The sequence below is a fragment of the Exiguobacterium sp. s140 genome, assembly GCF_018617035.1.
Classification (GTDB): domain Bacteria; phylum Bacillota; class Bacilli; order Exiguobacteriales; family Exiguobacteriaceae; genus Exiguobacterium; species Exiguobacterium profundum.
The window spans coordinates 1214282-1234104 of sequence record NZ_JACSJK010000001.1; the positions used below are offsets into that span (position 1 = coordinate 1214282).

The 19823-nt window shown below is 49.4% G+C and carries 20 protein-coding genes and 1 other annotated feature; of the genes, 5 read left to right on the top strand and 15 right to left on the bottom strand.

The features are described 5' to 3' along the window. Window positions 1-40: 40 nt before the first annotated feature. Together KNO61_RS06320 and trpS are read left to right on the top strand one after the other, a co-directional pair. Entirely contained in the window at window positions 41-409 is a 369-nt protein-coding gene (locus tag KNO61_RS06320) for a DUF3899 domain-containing protein (protein ID WP_214872791.1), read from the top strand. Window positions 410-451: 42 nt separating this feature from the next. Continuing rightward, window positions 452-660: a binding site (T-box leader), on the top strand. Window positions 661-710: 50 nt separating this feature from the next. Beyond that, on the top strand, window positions 711-1712 hold the full coding sequence (trpS, locus tag KNO61_RS06325) for a tryptophan--tRNA ligase (protein WP_214872792.1): 1002 nt from the start codon (window positions 711-713) through the stop codon (window positions 1710-1712). Window positions 1713-1816: 104 nt separating this feature from the next. On the opposite strand, the gene KNO61_RS06330 is transcribed toward trpS, so the two are convergent. The 15 genes from KNO61_RS06330 to KNO61_RS06400 all read right to left on the bottom strand — a co-directional run bounded on the left by KNO61_RS06330 (window position 1817) and on the right by KNO61_RS06400 (window position 18369). Further along, entirely contained in the window at window positions 1817-3475 is a 1659-nt protein-coding gene (locus KNO61_RS06330; RefSeq protein WP_214872793.1) for a peptide ABC transporter substrate-binding protein, read from the bottom strand. 202 nt (window positions 3476-3677) lie between these two features. Then, a complete protein-coding gene (locus tag KNO61_RS06335; protein ID WP_214872794.1) occupies window positions 3678-5210 on the bottom strand; it encodes a peptide ABC transporter substrate-binding protein in 1533 nt (510 codons plus the stop codon). A gap of 66 nt (window positions 5211-5276) precedes the next feature. Beyond that, window positions 5277-6509: a beta-ketoacyl-ACP synthase II gene (gene fabF / locus KNO61_RS06340; protein ID WP_015881205.1), complete on the bottom strand. Its 1233-nt coding sequence runs from the start codon at window positions 6507-6509 to the stop codon at window positions 5277-5279. Next, a complete protein-coding gene (locus KNO61_RS06345) occupies window positions 6506-7465 on the bottom strand; it encodes a beta-ketoacyl-ACP synthase III (protein ID WP_078146596.1) in 960 nt (319 codons plus the stop codon). Before KNO61_RS06345 ends, fabF begins: the two co-directional genes overlap by 4 nt. An 85-nt stretch (window positions 7466-7550) precedes the next feature. Then, window positions 7551-8252, bottom strand: a complete 702-nt coding sequence (gene mtnN / locus KNO61_RS06350; RefSeq protein WP_015881203.1) for a 5'-methylthioadenosine/S-adenosylhomocysteine nucleosidase — start codon at window positions 8250-8252, stop codon at window positions 7551-7553. A gap of 54 nt (window positions 8253-8306) precedes the next feature. Beyond that, window positions 8307-8780, bottom strand: coding sequence for a transcription elongation factor GreA (greA, locus tag KNO61_RS06355; protein ID WP_015881202.1), 474 nt, complete (start codon window positions 8778-8780; stop codon window positions 8307-8309). 67 nt (window positions 8781-8847) lie between these two features. Further along, entirely contained in the window at window positions 8848-9483 is a 636-nt protein-coding gene (gene udk, locus KNO61_RS06360) for a uridine kinase (protein ID WP_031421468.1), read from the bottom strand. 16 nt (window positions 9484-9499) lie between these two features. After that, window positions 9500-10141, bottom strand: a complete 642-nt coding sequence (locus tag KNO61_RS06365; RefSeq protein WP_015881200.1) for an O-methyltransferase — start codon at window positions 10139-10141, stop codon at window positions 9500-9502. 62 nt (window positions 10142-10203) lie between these two features. Further along, a complete protein-coding gene (gene mltG, locus KNO61_RS06370; RefSeq protein WP_214872795.1) occupies window positions 10204-11346 on the bottom strand; it encodes an endolytic transglycosylase MltG in 1143 nt (380 codons plus the stop codon). 68 nt (window positions 11347-11414) lie between these two features. Then, window positions 11415-11711 (bottom strand): DUF1292 domain-containing protein, encoded by a 297-nt coding sequence (locus tag KNO61_RS06375; RefSeq protein ID WP_078146594.1) that lies wholly within the window; start codon window positions 11709-11711, stop codon window positions 11415-11417. A 13-nt stretch (window positions 11712-11724) separates the two neighbouring features. Then, window positions 11725-12147 carry a Holliday junction resolvase RuvX gene (gene ruvX, locus KNO61_RS06380; RefSeq protein WP_015881197.1) on the bottom strand — a complete coding sequence of 141 codons (423 nt, stop codon included), beginning with the start codon at window positions 12145-12147 and terminating at the stop codon, window positions 11725-11727. Between the two features lies 1 nt (window position 12148). Next, on the bottom strand, window positions 12149-12415 hold the full coding sequence (locus KNO61_RS06385; protein WP_015881196.1) for an IreB family regulatory phosphoprotein: 267 nt from the start codon (window positions 12413-12415) through the stop codon (window positions 12149-12151). A 37-nt stretch (window positions 12416-12452) separates the two neighbouring features. Beyond that, window positions 12453-15095 carry an alanine--tRNA ligase gene (gene alaS / locus KNO61_RS06390; protein ID WP_214872796.1) on the bottom strand — a complete coding sequence of 881 codons (2643 nt, stop codon included), beginning with the start codon at window positions 15093-15095 and terminating at the stop codon, window positions 12453-12455. A 309-nt stretch (window positions 15096-15404) separates the two neighbouring features. Next, window positions 15405-17612 carry an SF1B family DNA helicase RecD2 gene (recD2, locus tag KNO61_RS06395; RefSeq protein WP_251024820.1) on the bottom strand — a complete coding sequence of 736 codons (2208 nt, stop codon included), beginning with the start codon at window positions 17610-17612 and terminating at the stop codon, window positions 15405-15407. A 70-nt stretch (window positions 17613-17682) separates the two neighbouring features. Further along, window positions 17683-18369 (bottom strand): magnesium and cobalt transport protein CorA, encoded by a 687-nt coding sequence (locus KNO61_RS06400; RefSeq protein ID WP_078146591.1) that lies wholly within the window; start codon window positions 18367-18369, stop codon window positions 17683-17685. Window positions 18370-18487: 118 nt separating this feature from the next. Between KNO61_RS06400 and KNO61_RS06405 the strand changes: the two genes are divergently transcribed. The 3 genes from KNO61_RS06405 (at window position 18488) to KNO61_RS06415 (ending at window position 19817) form a co-directional block, all read left to right on the top strand. Then, window positions 18488-19036 carry a VOC family protein gene (locus KNO61_RS06405; protein WP_240499799.1) on the top strand — a complete coding sequence of 183 codons (549 nt, stop codon included), beginning with the start codon at window positions 18488-18490 and terminating at the stop codon, window positions 19034-19036. Between the two features lie 62 nt (window positions 19037-19098). Continuing rightward, complete coding sequence (locus tag KNO61_RS06410; protein WP_078146589.1) at window positions 19099-19374, top strand: hypothetical protein; 276 nt, start codon at window positions 19099-19101, stop codon at window positions 19372-19374. Further along, the gene (locus KNO61_RS06415) at window positions 19371-19817 is read left to right on the top strand and encodes a hypothetical protein (RefSeq protein ID WP_078146588.1); all 447 of its coding nucleotides are present in this window, start codon (window positions 19371-19373) and stop codon (window positions 19815-19817) included. Before KNO61_RS06410 ends, KNO61_RS06415 begins: the two co-directional genes overlap by 4 nt. Window positions 19818-19823: the final 6 nt, after the last annotated feature.

The window sequence follows — 19823 nt, forward strand, 5'->3', positions numbered from 1 at the left end:
GTGAATCGTTCCCTTTATGGCGTGAAAGGAGATTACATCGTTGAAAAAGTTTCGAAATATATTGATTGTTTGGGGAATTGTCACAATCCTTTACACCGTTTGGTCCATTTTTTCATATTTCCGAAGTGAATCTTTCCTCTTTCATTTGAGTGGTGGTCTATTCGTTTCGGGTATTCTCACTTTTGCCATCGGCATGTTTTCTCACATGAGTGCGACGGGATTGTTTGACGGCATCATGTACGGATTTAAACGCAATCGACGCGCAAGGTTGAAGGAAATTGATGCCGATTACGAAGAGGATGAGGAAGAAGATCCGGAAGATCGACAACTCCGTAAACAATCGGCTTGGAACTGGGTGTATGTCGGAGTTGGAAGTATCGCTCTCTCATTTCTCGTCGCTTTGATTTAATCTTTTCGTCACTTGAATCCTGTGCTAAACTAAATGCAGAATAAGAACATTTGGATGAAGACAAGTAATTCAATTCCCATTTTCCTCAGAGAGTCTACGGTGCTGTGAGTAGATGAAAAGTTATTGAATGAATGGACTTCGGAGTGGCTCGCCTGAAAAAAAAGTATGGCGAGACGGTTCACGCCCGTTAACGCGTTCAAGTGGCATAGTATATGCAAATTTGGGTGGCACCGCGGTTATTCGTCCCGATTTATTCGGGAGGACGACTGCGGTTTTTTATATTTTTCGGAGGTGTATTCACATGGCAACGATTTTTTCAGGAATCAAACCGACCGGCGTCGTGACGCTCGGGAACTACTTAGGCGCAATGAAGCAATTCGTCGATCTTCAAGATGACAACAATGCGTATTATTGCATCGTCGATTTACATTCGATTACCGTTCAACTCGATCGTGTCGAGCTCATGAACAACACTCGAAAGTTAGCGGCACTCTACTTGGCTTCTGGTCTCGACCCAGAAAAAGCGACGATTTTTGTTCAGTCTGAAGTGAAAGCACACGCTCAGCTCGGTTGGATGTTAACTTGTATCGCCGGAATGGGTGAACTCGGCCGAATGACGCAGTATAAAGACAAGTCGCAAGGTAGCGAGAATGTTGGTGCAGGGCTGTTCGTTTACCCGACGCTCATGGCATCTGACATCTTGTTATACAATACGGAACTCGTTCCAGTCGGAGACGATCAAAAGCAACACATCGAGTTGACGCGTGATTTGGCGGAACGCTTTAACAAACGTTATTACGAGACATTCACGATGCCGGAACCACTCATTCAAAAAGAAGGCGCTCGGATCATGTCTCTCACAAATCCCGTGAAGAAGATGTCGAAATCGGATACGAATGCCAAAGGATATATCTCGATGCTCGACGAGCCGAATGTCATCCGCAAGAAAATCAAGAGTGCCGTCACAGATTCGAGTGGTGTCATCTCATTTGATCGGGAGAATAAACCGGGGATTTCGAACTTGTTAGAAATTTACTCGCTTTCGACAGGGACCCCAATCGATGATCTCGTCAAACAATATGAGAACTCGAACTATGGGACGTTCAAACAAGATGTGGCGGAAGCGGTTGTTGCTCTACTTGAACCAATTCAAACGCGTTACCACGAGTTGATCGATTCTCCAGAACTCGATGAAATTCTTGATGCCGGTCGTGCGAAAGCTGAAGCCGTCGCAAACAAGAATCTCGCGAAGATTGAAAAAGCGATGGGTCTCAGTCGTAAGCGCGCCAAAGTGAAAAAATAAGATTGTTGTGACAGAACTCTCCATGTGAGAGTTCTTTTTTGTATTAAAAAATGTACATAAAAAGAGACACAGGCGTCCCTGTCTCTCTTCGTAAGATGATTTGATTATTCTTTGCCTTCGATTGAAGCCCACTTGTAAGAGTAGTCCGCACCGAATGCGTGCTCAACGATTCCCTTAACGTAAGGTTTCGTGAGGCGAGCCGATCCACGTTGGTAAACTGGCGAGATTGCGTTCTCTTCAAGAACGATTTTCTCTGCAGCTTGAAGGTCAGCCCAACGCTGTTCAGCATCTGTGCTTGATTTCGCAGATTCGATCAACTTATCGAATTCTTCATTCGACCACTTACCACGGTTGTATGGTCCGTCAGTGACGAAGAGGTCAACGAATGTCATTGGATCTTGGTAGTCAGGTCCCCATCCAGCGAATGTCAACTCGAACTCACCTTTGTTCTCAAGGTCAAGTTTGTTGTTGAACGGCTGTTGCTTGATTGACACCGAAATTCCTGGAAGGTTCTTCTCAAGCTCACCTTTAATGAACTCCCCGATTTGCTTCGCTGACTCTGAGTCATAGTTAAGGAGCTCAAGCTCAACTTTGTCTGTTCCGAGCTCTTTAAGCCCTTCTTCCCAAAGTTTTTGAGCTTCTTCCACGTTGTATCCACCGATATCGCCGTTCGCTTCACGGAAGTCTTTACCGTCAGGACCTGTTACGAAATCTTTTGGTACGAGGTAGTTAGCAGGAATCGAACCGTTCGCAAGAAGCGTCTCTGAGATTGCTTCTTTATCATACGCTTTGTCAATTGCGTTACGGATTTTTTGGTTGTCAAGTTCTTCCACAGCTGTGTTGAACTGGAGATAGAAGAGTGTTGGTTCAACGACAGTTGAGAACTCTTCACTGTCTTGGAATTCAGCTACATACTCAGAAGTCAAGCCAGCGCGGTCAACGTCACCGTTTTCATACAAGTTAACACCTGTTGAAACTTCTTTAACGACTTTAACGTTGATTTCTTCAAGTTTCACTGCTTCAGCATCCCAATAGTCTTCGTTCTTGACCATCTTCCAGCCTTGCTCGCGCTCCCAGCTGTCGAGTTTGAACGGTCCGTTGTAGAGAGTCGTCTCTGCAGACGTACCGAAGTTTTCGCCTTGCTCAGTATCGAATGACTCGAGTTTTGGCATGAATACGCCGAAGCTAGTCAATCCGAGGAAGTAGTCAGCTGGTGCTGTCAATTTAACTTCAAGTGTTTGATCGTCGATTGCTTTAACGCCTACAGCATCGCGCTCGCCTTCACCAGTGTTGTACGCTTCTGCGCCTTCGATGATTGACATAACGTATGCATATTGTGATGCGTTATCTGGGTTGAGTACTTCTTTCCAAGCGTATTCGAAGTCGTTCGCTGTGACAGGCTCCCCGTTTGACCAAGTCGCACCTTCACGGATTTTGAACGTGTACGTTTTTCCGTCTTCTGAAACATCGTGGTCTTCAGCCATACCCGGAGTCGGGTTGTCTTCTTCGTCCATGCGGTAGAGACCTTCGTTAACGTTGTTCAAGACGTTGAACGAAACAGTGTCCGTTGCGAGTGTCGGGTTAAGTGAAGGGATGTCTGAAGAATCGAGCAAGTTGAGGACTTGCGCTTCATCTGCAGAACCTTCCGAACCTGATCCATTTGAAGACCCTGTGTCTTCATCCCCTGTAGAACACGCAGCTAGGAAAGCACTTGAAAGAAGTGTAACCGAAGATGCTAAAGCAAAACCTTTTTTCTTATTCATTGCGATGACCCCCTGATTTTTTCGTTTTAACGAAGTGAATGATGGTAGAAAATTCAGTCATTTCTTCTGACAGTATTTGTTACCAAAATCCCGTTGATGCAATAATACAATATTCTGATAATTTTGCAAAGTGTTTATTTTGATTTTTCTAAAAAATTTTATCCTTAGTCAAAAAGCCCGCCTACAGTGGCGGGCTTTTAGCTCAATTTTCGTATTTTTTCGCAAAGGTTAGGACATATGAAGGACCGGTGACCGGAAATCCGATATGATCGTATTCTTTTTCAATCATATAAGAACGTCCAGCTTGATAGATTGGCATAACAACAGCCTCTTCTAACAGCTGTGCCTCCGCTTCTCGAAAGATCTCATTTCGCTCTTCCAACCGGTCCGTCGCGCGAGCCCGATCCATCAATTGATCATATGATTCGCTGGCATATCGACTTGAATTCAACACGTCGTTTGTTTCAAATTGAGTCAAGTAGGCGGATAACATCGGATAGTCCGGTTGCCAGCCCGATAATGAAAATGCATAATCCCCTGAGACTTCTTTCCTAACTTTTTCTCCTAGGGGGAGTTCGATGACGTTAACGGTCAAACCATCCAACTGTTCCAAATTCTTCTTTAATTTTGTGGAGATTTGACGCGCTTCATCATCGACAAAGCTGAGCAGCTCGATTTCGATTTCATCTTTCTTCAGACGTTTCTTCACGGTGTCAAACAATTGGTCGGCGTTTCCTTCCAATTGTGCGATCGCAGCTTTTTGGTCGATGACGAGTAATCGTTCTGTCGTCTGTTCTGCTCGTGCGAGTGAATCTTCGATTTCCGTCCGATCAAGCGTCAATGCGATGGCTTGTCGAAACGCTACATCATTAAACGGCGCTTTTTCAACATTCGGCTTCAAATAAAAGACTCCGCTCCGCGGAACGTCCCGTACAGTCAATCCTTCTTGATCAATCGTGGAGACGTCAAAATCGTAAGGGACGGGCTGCATCCCTGTCGCTTCTGACAAGTTCGGTTCACTCTTGATGGTAATCGTTTCAAGTGTGACCTGTTCAGCTTCTCGGTACGTTTCATTTTTATGTAACGAGATGGTCGTATCTTCGATCGCCTTGATTTTAAATGGGCCGTTTGTCTCTAGCTTATCCCATTCTTTCACCTTTGGTTGAGGTAAAAATGCGGGCATCGCTAAAATTTGTTCGAACCCTTCCATCGGACGGACTAGAGTCAGCTCGAGCGTCCGGTCATCGATTGCCTTGACCCCTAGCGTATCCGGTTCTTGTTGACCAAGCCCGATTTCTTTTGCAGATTGAACATCTGCGAGTAAGAAGCTGAATGGTGAATTCGTATCAACGTCCACGAGTTTTTGGAAGTGATCGACGAACGTTTGCGCGTCAATCGCATTTCCTTCTGTCGTCACACTCTCTTTTAATGTGAATGTATAGACCGTCCCATCTTCGGATCGCTCTAATTTCTCGACGAGCGCCGGTTCGATGGACCCGTCTGCTCCGAATCGATATAGTCCTTCATATAGATGGGATAGGATCGTTTGAGATGATGGATCAATTGCTAGCATGACATCCGGCTGAGCCGGAAGCGACTCTCCGTAAATCGTCAATTGTTGTTCTTCGACTGGCACTAGTTCGCGTGACTGCTCTCGTTGTTCGTTCCAAACAAATAAAAAAAGGATAAGGACTGAACCTAACAAGGCGGCCACGATGAATGATTTCTTTTTCATTCGTTGCACTCCTTTCTGTTAGACCAACCCTTATACCCTAACCTTTTTTGAATGATTTTTCTACCGTCAGTTCGTCACTTTTGCAAATGCGAGTGTCGCATTGTGGCCCCCGAAGCCGAGTGAGTTACTGAGTGCATAACGAATGTCAAGTTCCCGATTTCCTTCACGTACATAATCTAAATCACAATCTGCAGCTGGTGATTCGCAGTTAATCGTTGGATGAATCTTGCCTTCATGAATCGAAAGTGCTGTGATGACGGCCTCGACGCCACCTGCACCACCGAGAAGGTGACCGATCATCGATTTTGACGAGTTGACGGCGAGCTTATCAGCGTGTTCCCCGAACACACGACGAATCGCTTTCGTCTCGAGCATATCGTTGAGTGGTGTACTCGTTCCGTGCGCGTTAATGTATTGAACATCTTCTGGCGTGATTCCGGCGTCTCGAATCGCCTCACTCATCGCTTTCGAACCGCCCTCAGCTTCAGGGGATGGTGCTGTGATATGGTAAGCATCCGAACTCATCCCATATCCAACAACTTCAGCGTACATTTTCGCACCACGTGCTTTTGCATGTTCATACTCCTCTAAGACGAGCACCCCGGCTCCTTCACCCATGACGAATCCGTCACGGTTTTCATCGAACGGACGGCACGCCGTGTTCGGGTCTGGATTCGTTGAAAGGGCTTTGTTTGAACAAAAACCTGCGAACGAGAGTGGTGTGATTGGCGCTTCCGCTCCACCTGCGAACATGGCGATCGCATCTCCACGTTGAATGACACGGAACGCTTCCCCGATGGAGTTCGTCCCTGATGCACAAGCCGTCACGGAACAGTTGCTCGGTCCCTTTGCTCCAAGATAGATGGATACTTGTCCGCTCGCCATGTTCGGAATCATCATCGGAATGAAGAACGGGCTGACGCGACGTGGTCCACGGTCATGCAAGATGGCAGACTGTTTGTCAATCGTCTCGACGCCACCAATTCCGCTCCCGATCCAAATCCCGACATCGTCCGCGATCGCTTTCACATCGAGTCCGCTGTCTTTATGGGCAGCGTCTGCCGCAAGTAAAGAATATTGGATGAAGGAATCCATCTTACGCGCTTCCTTCGGTTCGACTAAATGATCGATGTTCCATTCCTTCACTTCCGCCCCGACCTTGGCCGGGTATTGACTGATGTCGATCTTCGTCAACGTATCAATCGCGTTATCCCCTTTTAACAGGCGATCCCACATTGTTGAGACATCGTTTCCTAATGGTGATACGACTCCTAATCCTGTCACTACTACTCGTTTCATAAATGATTCCCCTCCGTAATGGTTGCGTGATTCCATGTCAGGCAGCTAGCCCCCCACGTGAGCCCAGCACCAAATCCTGCGATGACGACCGTTTGTCCATCTTGGATTTTGCCAGACTTGACCGCCTCGGCCAATGCGAGTGGAATGGAAGCTGCTGATGTATTCGCATGGTCTTGAATGGTCATGACCACTTTCTCTTCTTCTAAGTGTAACCGTTCCATCGCAGCGTCGATGATTCGACGGTTCGCCTGGTGTGGAACGAGGACGTCAAGATCTTCCAACGTCTTGTCTGCTTTGTCTAGCGCTTCAAGCACGATTTCGGGCATCTTCCGAACGGCAAACTTGAAGACTTCGCGACCGTTCATGACGATTTTACCTTCTTCATTCTCATACAGATGTTTTCCACCTGTCCCGTCACTTCCGAGCACAAGTGAGTCAATTGAAGCGATCTCGTCTTCCCCGAGCACGACAGCCCCTGCTCCGTCCCCGAAGAGGACAGCCGTCGATCGGTCATCCCAATCAATTAGACTTCCCATCTTCTCTGCGCCAATGACGAGCGTCTTTTTAAATCCTTTCGAATCCATGAGACTCTTCGCCGTGTCCATCGCGAAGATGAAGCCGCTACATGCCGCGCTCACGTCGAACGCCACGGCGGCTTTCGCTCCGAGATTCGCCTGCACCACACATGCGGTTGCCGGGAAGGCTGGTGCTGTAGCCGTCGCACAGACGATCGCTTCAATCTCATCGATTGCGACGCCCGCGCTCTGTAACGCCCGTTCAGCGGCACGTGTCGCCATATCCGCGACCGTCACATCACCCTCAGCCAAATGACGTGCCTCGATGCCTGTACGTGTACGAATCCACTCATCGCTCGTATCCATTCGTTTTTCTAAATCGATATTTGTCACCCGATTGTCCGGTAAGAACGACCCGATGCCGATGATTCCAATATTCATATCGTCGACCCCTATTCTTAGTATCTGGTACTAATATAAGGGAATAAAAAGAGGATGTCAATGCATCCTCCTCGTGTAGACTGGATTAAGCTTGTTCTAAACGCTTCGTGACAGCCATGACCATCTTCGCAGAATTGATCGATGCTGTCTCCAAGAACTCATCAAACGACAGATTCGCTTCTTCGTCCGCACTGTCTGAAATCGAGCGTGTGACGACGAACGGGACACCAAACTGATAGCACGTTTGGGCGATCGGAGCAGCCTCCATTTCGACGGCTGCGACGCCATCGAAATGACCGAGGATGTCCGCCACGCGTTTCGAATCGTTGATGAACGAATCTCCTGTCACGATCAATCCCTGGTGCACGTTCACGTCCGGCAAGTTTTCAATGACATCTTTACAGACGCTGACAAGCTTGGCATCCGCCTCATACGCCGGCGGCATGCCTGGTACTTGTCCGTATTCATATCCGAATGCCGTCACGTCGACATCGTGATGACGAACTTCCGTCGAGACGACGACGTCTCCGACTTTCATTCCCTTTTTAAAACCGCCGGCAGAACCCGTATTGATGACAACGTCCGGTTTGAACTTATCAATCAAAAGTGTCGTACCGATGGCTGCATTGACCTTCCCGATGCCTGACTTCAAGATGACAACTTGCATGTTTCCAAGATAGCCCTCATAAAAATGATAGTTCGCGATTTCAGTGTCTACTCGTTCTGTCAACTCGTTCCGAAGTAAATTCACTTCTTCTTCCATCGCGCCGATGATGCCTACTTTCATTCCGTTTCCTCCTCAGAAAGAGAGCGACTTCCAAATAGGAAATCGCTCTTCGCATTATTTGATTTCTTTAATTTCGACGACCATGTCGCCACCTGGTGTTTGCACCGTGACCACATCACCAATCGTACGACCAAGAAGTGCCTTGGCGATCGGTGATTCGTTCGAGATTTTCCCTGTGAACGGGTCTGCCTCAGCTCCACCAACGATTGTATACGTCTCGTCTTCATTATCTTCTTGGATGAAGAACGTTACCGTCTTCCCGATTGAGACAACCGAGTTATCGCCTGCATCATCTTGAATGATGACCGCGTTACGGAGCATCTCTTCTAATTGTGCGATGCGTCCTTCGACCATCGCTTGTTCTTCTTTCGCCGCGTCATATTCCGCGTTCTCTGACAAGTCACCGAAGTCACGAGCAATCTTAATATTTTCAACGACTTCTTTACGGCGGACCGTCTTCAGTTCGTTTAATTCATGTTCGATTTTCGCTTTTCCGTCTAACGTCATATAGTGTTGTTTTTCAGCCATTTCTGTCACTCCTTCATTGTCTCCTAGTATATTACAGCTAGGGTTGAATTGAAAACGATTTATTTCCTCAAGCGCGATTGCGCTCAGTGAGCACCCAACGGATTTTTGTCACGAGTAAATCGATTGCAACAAAGTTTTCTCCGCCTTCAGGAACGATGATGTCTGCATAACGCTTCGTCGGTTCACAGAACTGCAAATGCATCGGGCGGACGACATTCGTGTACTGCGCCACGACCGAGTCGATTGAACGTCCACGTTCATTGATATCACGCTGCATGCGACGCAAGATTCGAACGTCCGCATCTGTATCCACGAAAACTTTAATATCCATCAATTCACGCAAACGTGCATCCTCGAGTGCCAAGATTCCTTCGACGATGACGACATCGACGGGCTCGATCAAGATGGTTTCACTTGAACGCGTGTGAGCCGCATAGTCATAGACCGGCTTCTCAATCGCCTGATGTTGTTGTAACTGTTGGATATGTTCAATCAACAAATCGTTATCAAAGGCGAAGGGGTGGTCGTAGTTCGTCTTGTACCGCTCCTCCATGGTCATCTCTGATTGATCCTTATAGTACGCGTCTTGCTCGATCATGACGACCGATTGACCTTGAAACGCATCGACGAGAGCGCGGGCCACGGTCGTTTTTCCTGATCCGGTACCCCCGGCCACGCCAATAATGACGGGTTTATGTTGCATCAAAGTTAAGTCCTCCTCATCGTAATTTACGACTGATTGCTAGGCCATCACCAAGGGGCAAAATTGCAGTATGATAATCGGTCCGTGCCATCAATTGCTCAGTAAACTGCTTCACGAGACGAACGAGCCGGCGTCGGCGTCGGTCTAAAACCGACACGTCCTCTAGCAAGACGTCCCCTCGTAAAAACAAATTATCGCTGTAAATCGTACCACCAATTGGTACTAAAGCGCCATACCCATCAAAAAATTTTTGATATTGTCCTTTTGCCGCATCAATAAACACGGCATCGAATTCACCTTCAATCGATCCAATCAATTCGACGGCATCACCGTGAATGAGCGTAATCCGATCGCGAACATCCGATCGATTGATGAATCCCGTCGCCTCTTCAAAACGACGAGCATTTCGCTCGATTGTGACGATTTCTGCATCGGGTAACAACTCCGCCATGCGAATGGCACTATAGCCGATGGCCGTCCCCACTTCGAGAATTCGGGTCGGCCGTTGCATCGCCAATAAGGAGAGCAATACTTCCGAACCCGTCAAATCCATGATTGGGACGTGATGGACACGCGCGAACGCCTCCATCTCCGTCAATAGCGGGGAGCGGTCATTGATCAGTTTTTCTACATATCCCTCATAGGATGCATGGTCCACTCGTTCCACCTCTTAACTCTCTTCATTCAAACGACCGGAAGCATCCGCTTCCGGTCGTCCCATCAATTACTGTTTGCTTCTTCAAACGCTTCCCATTCGGAACGGTACTTATTGACGTTTTGTTGGTGATCCTCATAGTCGACCTCGAACAAGACTTCCCCGTTCGGGAACCCTTCACGTGGAGGGCGCGCGTAGAAGTAAATGTTCTCCGTATCGTTCGGGTTGAGCACCGCCTCAAATGCGTCACGGCTCACGGCTGCAATCGGTCCGATCGGAATGCCTTCATAACGATACGTGTTATATAGAGAGTCGTTCTCTAAGTCCGCGAATGAAGTGAAAATCGATGTTTCCCCCGTTCCGTACCAGACGGTCGGGTCAGATTGTAACTTCATTCCGTCATTTAAGCGATTCTCAAACACACCGGCAATCTCTTTGCGGTCTTCCGTTGACACCGCCTCTTTCTCGACAACGGATGCGAGCGCGAGCGTCTCATGGAACGTACGTCCTGAATCGGCTAAACGATCTTTGTATTCTTGATACATACTTTCGGTTGGCAGTAACATCTCATCGATGATTTCATTGAGCGTTACGCCTTTATTGAATTCATATGTGGCTGGGAACAGGTATCCTTCAAGCGGATGATAGATGCCTTCCTGCAAGACTTCCTCCGTCAACATTTCATGCTCGTTTACGAGAGATTGAATGTATTCACGGTCGCTCAACTGCTCAGAAATCTCTTCTTTCGGGAGTTCGGCCACTTTCGCAAGTCGCGCAATCACCTGGTCAATCGTGAATCCTTCTGGAATGACGAGCTTAATATCAGGGACCACAATGACTTTACCTGTTTGCAACGTTTCAATCAATTCATCGATTGATTGTGACGGAGATAACGTATACGTCCCCGCCTGGAACGACGATTCGTTCTTAAAGCGTGTATAGAAACGGAAAATCGTGCTACTCCTTACAAGCCCATTCTCTTCTAGTAATTCACCAATGTATCCCGAACCGGCACCGAGCGGGACTTCAATCTCGACCGTTTCAGTCGAAGTTGGGTCAATCGGTTCGATGGAACGCTTCACAAAGACATATGCGAGCGCCGACCCTGTGGCAATGACGAGAAGGAAGATGGCCAGGATGACAACCGTGATACGACGGACGATCCGGTTGCGGGCACGTTTCTCATCTGACATAGATGGATGATTCATGCATTTCTCCCCTGTTCTTTTTATAAAGAGAGGCGACGAGGGACATTCCCTAGCCGCCCGTCCTCTATTTAGTCTAGACCGACTTCGTCATTGACGATGTCGAATGCTTCCATGACCTCTTCGAAGTCTTCATCGTCTTCGACGAGCTTCAAGATGAATTCGCCATCTTCAAGTTCTTCAATTTCAAATGCGTATACTTCAATCGTATCTTCGTCTTCTGTCTCTGGTGCGCCTACCGGTTCAAGTACGACAAATGTCTTTTTCGAACGGTCGCTCGTCATACGGAAAATTTCTGCAAATAAATGTTCGTCTCCATTTTCATCTGGAATACGGTACATTTCTTCTTCACGACGGATTTCTGCCATGAGAGATTCCTCCTTATTTCCCGGAACGATCCAGGTAGTTTTGTAAAATCATCACGGCCGCCATTTTGTCGATGACCGCTTTTCTCTTTTTGCGGCTGACATCTGCTGAAATGAGCATCCGTTCCGCTTGCATCGTCGTTAATCGTTCATCCACCAACACGCAAGGTAAACCCGTCTGTTCTGTGAACGCCTCGGCAAATGCCTCGGACGCCTCACCGCGCGGGCCGACTGTCCCATTCATGTTTTTCGGGTGACCGACGACGACTTCTTTCACATCGTACTGCTCGATGAACGGACGAAGGAGACGGACGGCTTCGTCAAAGTCAGGTTCGGTCCAGTAGACCGTCTCCACACCTTGCGCCGTCCATCCCATCAGGTCACTCACCGCGACACCAATCGTCTTCGATCCGACATCGAGTCCCATGACTCGCTTCATATTAATCCTCTCTACGATCGTTCAAATACGATTTGACCAACTCTTCGAGAAGTTCATCCCGTTCAATTTTGCGAATCAAGTTTCGCGCATCATTATGACGTGGAATGTAGGCAGGGTCACCTGACAGTAAGTATCCCACGATTTGATTGATCGGTTGATAACCTTTTTCCTCGAGTGCTTGATATACCGTAATCAGCGTCTCACGTGTGTTAGCACGTTGATCATCTTCTGGAAAATTGAATTGCATCGTGCGATCCATTTGGCTCACAAGAATCCACCTCTTTCCGTTTGCACTTCACACTCTATTATGCCAGTGATTCGACGTAATGTGAAGCAAACTTCAATGCTTCGTCCAGTTTTGTTGCATCTCGGCCACCTGCTTGTGCCATGTCTGGACGACCGCCACCGCCACCACCGCAGCGTGTCGCGACTTCTTTAATCAGTTTTCCGGCATGGAAGCCACGGTCGTTCAGGTCTTTCGTCACACCTGCGACGAGGTTGACCTTCTCCCCATTTGCCGACCCAAGGATAATCACGGCAGAGCCGAGTTTCCCTTTCAAGTCGTCGACCATGCTGCGAAGGGCATCCATGTCTTGTCCATCGACGCGTTTCGCAATCAACTGGACGCCGCCAATCGTTTCGATCGCATCCGTTAATGAAGATGCCTCGATGTTGGCAAGCTTCGCTTTAAGCGACTCTGAAGCACGCTCGACTTCTTTGATTTCAGCTTGAAGTGCTTGTACGCGTGCAGGAACTTCAAGTGGTTTCGTCTTCAACAACTTCGCTGTCGCTTCGAGCGTTTCGATTTGCTGGTTCATCACTTCATATGCGCCAGCTCCTGTGACCGCTTCAATTCGACGCGTCCCAGCGCCAATCCCTGATTCAGACAAGATTTTAAAGAGTCCGATTTCAGCCGTGTTGGAGACGTGAATCCCACCACAAAGCTCAACCGAGTAATCCCCTGCTGATACGACACGAACGACATCACCATACTTCTCGCCGAAGAGTGCCATCGCGCCTTTTGCTTTCGCATCCGCAATGTTCATTTCTTCGATATCGACACCGATCGATGCCCAAATCTTCTCGTTCACTTGACGCTCAATGGATTGAAGCTCTTCTGATGTCACTTGACCGAAGTGAGAGAAGTCAAAACGAAGACGGTCTGGTGTCACGAGTGAACCGGCCTGGTTGACGTGCTCCCCGAGCGTATCTTTGAGTGCGCGGTGCAAGAGGTGCGTCGCCGTGTGGTTCTTGACGATGGCTTGACGCGATGCTTGGTCGACAGAAGCCGTGACGGCTACTTCCGCTTTCGCCACACCTGACTCGACCGTGACTGTATGCAAGTTCTGTCCGTTCGGCGCTTTCGACACATCTTTTACGCGAAGAAGGAAGTCTTCTCCGACGATTTGTCCTTTATCACCGATTTGACCGCCACTCTCAGCATAAAATGGTGTCTGATCGAGGATGACTTGTGCCTCTTCCCCTGCAGCGACGACGTCAGCGAGTTCGCCGTTGTGAATCAAGCTGATGATTTTTGCGTTCGTCTCAAGGTTGTTGTATCCGAGGAAGGTCGATGGCATCGTGATATCTGCAAGCACACCCGACTGAATCTGCATCGATTCTACGTCAGCACGCGCTTGACGTGCACGTTCACGTTGCTCGTTCATCGCTTCTTTGAAGCCGTCCTCGTCGACCGTCATCTGATGGTCTTCTGCATATTCGATTGTCAATTCGAGCGGGAAGCCGTACGTGTCATAAAGACGGAATGCGTCTTGACCGCTGATGATGTTTGACCCAGCTGCTTTTTGTGCTTTTGCGACTTCGTTCAAAATCGCGAGTCCGTCGTTCAACGTTTCGTGGAAACGCTCTTCCTCGTTCTTGATGACTTTCTTGATAAAGTCTTTCTTCTCGTTCACTTGCGGGTAGAAGTCGACCATGATGTCACCGACGACGTCGACGAGCTCATACATGAACGGACGCTCGATACCAAGCATCTTCGCATAGCGGACCGCACGGCGGAGAAGACGACGGAGGACATAGCCACGTCCTTCGTTCGATGGGAGTGCCCCGTCACCGATTGCGAACGATACCGTACGGATGTGGTCCGCGATGACTTTGAACGCAACATCCTTGCTACTGTCTTGACGGTATACGTCGCCACTGATTTTTTCAGTTTCACGAATGATCGGCATGAAGAGGTCGGTATCGAAGTTTGTCGGTACGCCTTGAAGGACGCTCGCCATCCGTTCGAGTCCCATCCCTGTATCAATGTTTTTACGCGGAAGCTCTGTGTAGTTTCCATGTCCGTCATGGTTATATTGGCTGAACACGATGTTCCAGATTTCAAGGTAACGCTCGTTCTCCCCACCCGGATAAAGTTCAGGGTCTGTCGGGTCGTCCCCGAATGCTGGACCACGGTCAAAGAAGATTTCCGTGTTTGGACCAGATGGACCTTCACCGATTTCCCAGAAGTTATCTGCTAGCGGGATGATGCGGTCAGCTGGCATGCCAAGGTTCATCCAGATTTGTTTTGACTCTTCATCGTCTGGGTGAATCGTGACGGAGAGACGGTCCGGATCGAGTCCGTACCATTCGTCGCTCGTCAACAGTTCCCATCCCCATGTGATTGCTTCTTCACGGAAGTATTCACCGACTGAGAAGTTCCCGAGCATTTCGAAGAACGTATGGTGACGTGCTGTCTTCCCGACGTTCTCGATATCGTTCGTACGAATCGATTTTTGAGCGTTGACGATCCGTGGGTTCGCTGGGATGACACGTCCATCAAAGTATTTTTTCAAAGTCGCAACACCAGAGTTGATCCACAACAAAGTCGGATCTTCAACCGGTACAAGTGAAGCACTCGGCTCCACGCTGTGCCCTTTTGATTTGAAGAAATCTAAGTACATTTGGCGAATTTGTGCGCCAGTCAATGATTTGATCGGTTTCATGAACAATTCCTCCTTATTTCTGAACGAAACGAAAAAAAGCGATGCCTGCCCCTGTGGAAAGGGACGAAAGCATCGCTTCGTGGTACCACCCTCGTTCGCACGGTATACACCGTGCCTCGAACATCCGTTAACGTGGATGAGGCGCCCAGGTTGAGTGGGGACTCCAGAATAGCTTCGGTCGGCCGACCCCCATCTTCTCGCAGCCTAGGAAGATGTCTCTGTAGAGGCGGTGACGACGTACTCATTTCCTTCATCGTCTGTATCGTTTCAGTTGTCTATTCGTCATTATCACACGCGTTCGGAAAGACGTCAAGACTTCCCGCCTAAGCGTTCGACCAATTTTGTCCGTCGCACCGGTTCCTCTTCTCGCGTCGCCGCCTCGAGCGCACGCACGTCACCGAACAAGAGTAAACTCTTCTTCGCCCGAGTCACAGCTGTATAAATCAAGTTGCGTGACGACCGGAATCCTCCGTTGAAGAAGACTGGCATGAGCACGATCGGGAACTCGGAACCTTGTGACTTATGGATCGTGATGGCGTAGGCATGGGTGAACTGGTCCCATTCACTACGGTTGTACTCGACTTCTGTCTGATCGAATCGAATATAAATCTTGTCGACCTTATCGACGTTTTCCTTCGCGTAGAAGATGTTCGTGATTTCTCCGATGTCCCCGTTATAGACGTTTTCCTCGGCGTTGTTGACGAGTTGAAGCACTTTATCGCCATTGCGGTAAATACGCGTCCCGTGTTTCACTTCACGGGCACTCGATTTTGGATTGAATACGTTCTGAAGAGCTTCATTCAGCCCATCAATTCCACAGACACCCCGATATGTCGGTGCGAGCACTTGAATATCAAACGGTGAATATCCTTTTCGGAGAGCCGCTCCTGCCATCTGACAAATCGCTTGAAGCGCCGTCTCTTGGTTCGCCGTATAGAAACGCCGGTCCGGCAGTGACGCCAACAAATCGTCTGGCATTTTCTTCGCATTCAACGAATGGGCGAGACGGAGGATACTTGACTCCGACGCTTGGCGATGGACGACGTCAAGGCGGACGACTGGAATCCCTTCTGTCGCCATCAAATCGGCAAGTACTTGCCCCGGTCCGACAGATGGGAGCTGATCACGGTCTCCGACGAACAAGATTTTCATGCCGTTCGGTACCGCTTTGAGCAAACTTCGGAACAAAAAGATGTCAATCATCGACGCCTCATCGACGATGAGCACTTTCCCGACAAGTGGATTCGTCTCATCGACTTGGAACGAGCTACCGTCGAACTTTAACAGACGGTGGATCGTCGAGGCCGGTAGCCCGGTCGACTCACTGAGGCGTTTCGCCGCTCGACCCGTCGGTGCGGCCAAGACGAACGGGAGCGGTTGGTTCGGAACGGGTTCTAACTTCCAATCGAAGACATCGCTGAGTGCATGAATGATTCCTCGAACGACCGTCGTCTTCCCGGTACCCGGTCCACCGGTAAGAACCATGAGCGGTGACTTGAGAGCGAGTTCGATCGCTTCTCGCTGTTGAGTGGCATATTCAATCGAGAACATCTCCTCGACACGTCCGACCGCGTCAAAGATGGTCGTCATGTCCACGTCCTCTGTCGTCGATGTCGCCATGATTCGAGCCAACTCTTCTGCCGCCTTCCGTTCGGCACGGAAGACACGGGGATGATAGACGACCCCATCCTCGATGACGACCCGTTCTTCTTTAGCGAGCGATTCGAGCGCCGTGACGAGCGCATCACCCGGGTCCGCCCCGATGATTCGAGGCATCTCGGCTTCGAGTTGATCCGCCGTCACGTAGAGATGACCGTTCCCTTGCTCGAGTTCTAATACGTACAGCACGGCTGCCGCGATGCGTTCAGGATGAATGCCTTGAATCCCAAAATGTGCCGCGATGGCATCCGCCGTCTTGAATCCAATCCCCTGTACGTCGTACATGAGCGCATACGGATTCTTCTCAATCGTCTCCATCGCCCGTCCTTCATACTCTTTATGAATTTTCGAGGCGAGACGTGGCGTCACGTCGAATGGAGCGAGAAACAAAAGCAACTGATCGACCCCATATAAAACGTTCAGGCGCTCGGTGATCACACGTGCCTGCTTTTCTTTCAATCCGTCTACCTCGGACAAGATGCTCGGATGTTTCACAATCTGGTCGATACAATCGTCCCCGAGAGAATCCGCAATCTTCTGCGCCGTTTTTTGACCGATTCCAGGGAAAGACCCGTTCGTTAAAAATCGCACGGCAGCCCGTTTCGTCATCGGGACGACACGGCGAATCCAATCCGCCTTCATCTGTTTTCCGAATCGAGGGTGTTCGACGAGACGACCGTGCGCTTTATACGTCTCGCCCTTCTCAATGCCGACTCCGACGCCAGCGATGACCATCTCGGTCTCATCCGTCTCAAAATTCTTTTCTTTTATACGTACGAGCGCAATTGTATGCGCCTCTTCTTCTGATTGAAACAGGACTCGAATGACTTTTCCAGTCAACTCATAAGGTGCTGCCATCATATCCGACACCTCCAGCTATTTTTCCATCATCCATTATAGCCCGAGTTTGAACGGTAGGACAAATCGCCTAACTGAACAGGTTGAGGATGCGCTCGAGCTGGTCGAGGTCGACACGTTCAAGAATCCGAATCAGCTGATCGACATCGATTCGGTTCAAGATGCGCTCAAGTTGCTCCAAGTCCACGGTTTCAAGCAGTCGTTCGAACCGTTCCAGCTCCCCCGAATTAACATAACCTTCGAGCCGCTCGAACAGCTCGGTCCGCTCGACACGAAACAGTTGCTCAAGCGATGGTCGCTGAATCAACAGCACAAGTCCCGCGGCGATGACGTGGACGCCCCAGTTCAACACGACGTGACCGAGCCGTACCGTCTGTCCGACGAACGGGACGAGCGGGATGAACGACAGCTGCAACACGATAATCCCTAGCTGGACGTACGGGTTCGGGATGAACCAAGCCACGAGGGCAAGCAAGGCCGGGACGACCCACGCCACCCCGACCGCACCAAACGTCACGGACCAGGACTTGTTCGCCGACAATATCCAATGCATGACGACACCGATTACAAAAAATGTCGCAAACAGGAGTAACAGCACGGTCGTCGCCCGTTCCGACTCGACGACGACCCGGAACAAGAGATTATTCGTCCACTCGCCCGTCGCGAGACGATTATCGACTTCGATGAACAGACGACCGAGCATGAACCATTCGATGATGAAAAAAATAACGACGCTGACCAAACTAAACATCCGCATATGCTTTCTCCCCTCTCACATTGCTAATCCATTTCCCGAACAATCGGACGGCTATGCACGTTTTTCGTCGAATCAAAGCGGGAACTGTTCGAGTGAACCTATGAAGGAGGGACTATGTATGACGAAACGTATTCCAATCAGTGGCCTGTGTGAACTCGTGTTAGAAGTGACCGACATGACCGAGGCCGTCGATTTTTGGCACGGCAAGCTCGGACTTCCCGTCGTCGAACAATGGGTCGGTGACGATGCCGAGCCGAGCGAAGCACAGGAACAGGCGGACGAACCTTGGGCGACGTGGCTCTATGTCGGGGGGAACACCCGTCTCGGCCTCTGGCTGAAACGAGAGTTCACATCGGAAGAAGAATCGAACCGCCAAGAGGACGTGACCGAGTGGGACACGCTCTATGATGAAGGCGGCGCCCACGTCCACTGCGCATTTTTCGTTCCGATGGAGTCGTTCGACCAAGCGCTCGAAGTGTTAGAGGCATCAAACATCCCGACGAAACTCCGGACGTGGGACGAGGACGAGACGGTCAACGGTAAAGAGCGCTCGGCCTACTTCAAAGACCCGAGCAAGAACGTGATCGAGCTATACACGAAAAACATGGACGAGGCCTACGGTGAGTTCGGCGGCGAGCCCGTAAAAATCACGACGAAACAGCTCTGATTCACATTTACGCTCGACAACCCACATGATACGATGAGAGAAAATGGAAAAGGTCGTGCTATATGCGTTTCTTCCCGCTTTTCTTCTTGGCTTGTTTAGGCTTGCTCACCTTTGGGCTGTATTTTGTGATCGATGCGTTTCCCACGCTCGACCGACCCACTTCGTTTGCAGCGTTGGCGTTCGTCTCACTCGGGACGAGTTTCCTGATTTTGATGGATGGTGTACGACGAGCCAAGTCCGGAAAGCGTGTCTTGTGGAGCTACCTCGCGCTCTCCGGCACGCTTGTATTGATGACTTTTAATCTTTTGATTTGGGTCATCGGGGAGGTGTCCGCATGACGCTCACCCTCCCTGAATGTATCACCGGCTTTTCATACGGCGACTGTTCCGCCCCAGGGTCAGATTGGAAGACGTTCAAATCGATTTGTTTTGAGTTCACCCGGATTAAACGAGGAATATGTTCCTTTACCATTGGGGACGAAATCACTCCGAATTATCACCAGGCGAGTATCACATGGAGTGAGCAAACCATCTATGTCCTGCTCAGCAGAAACTATCCTGTCATCGGCATCTCCAAACTCGAACCGTTTCAATATGAATTCATCGATGTACCCGAACTGACCGACATGTTTCCTGACACCTATCAGATTCCGTCAGCGGCTGAGTTGAATGAGCGGTTCGATTTGTCGCTACAGCCGTTTCTGAACAAGGCGGAACGCGGAGAAATCAAATATTGGGAACCAGAGACGGTCGGTAACGTCATTTTCCATTATTGGGACTAACAAAAA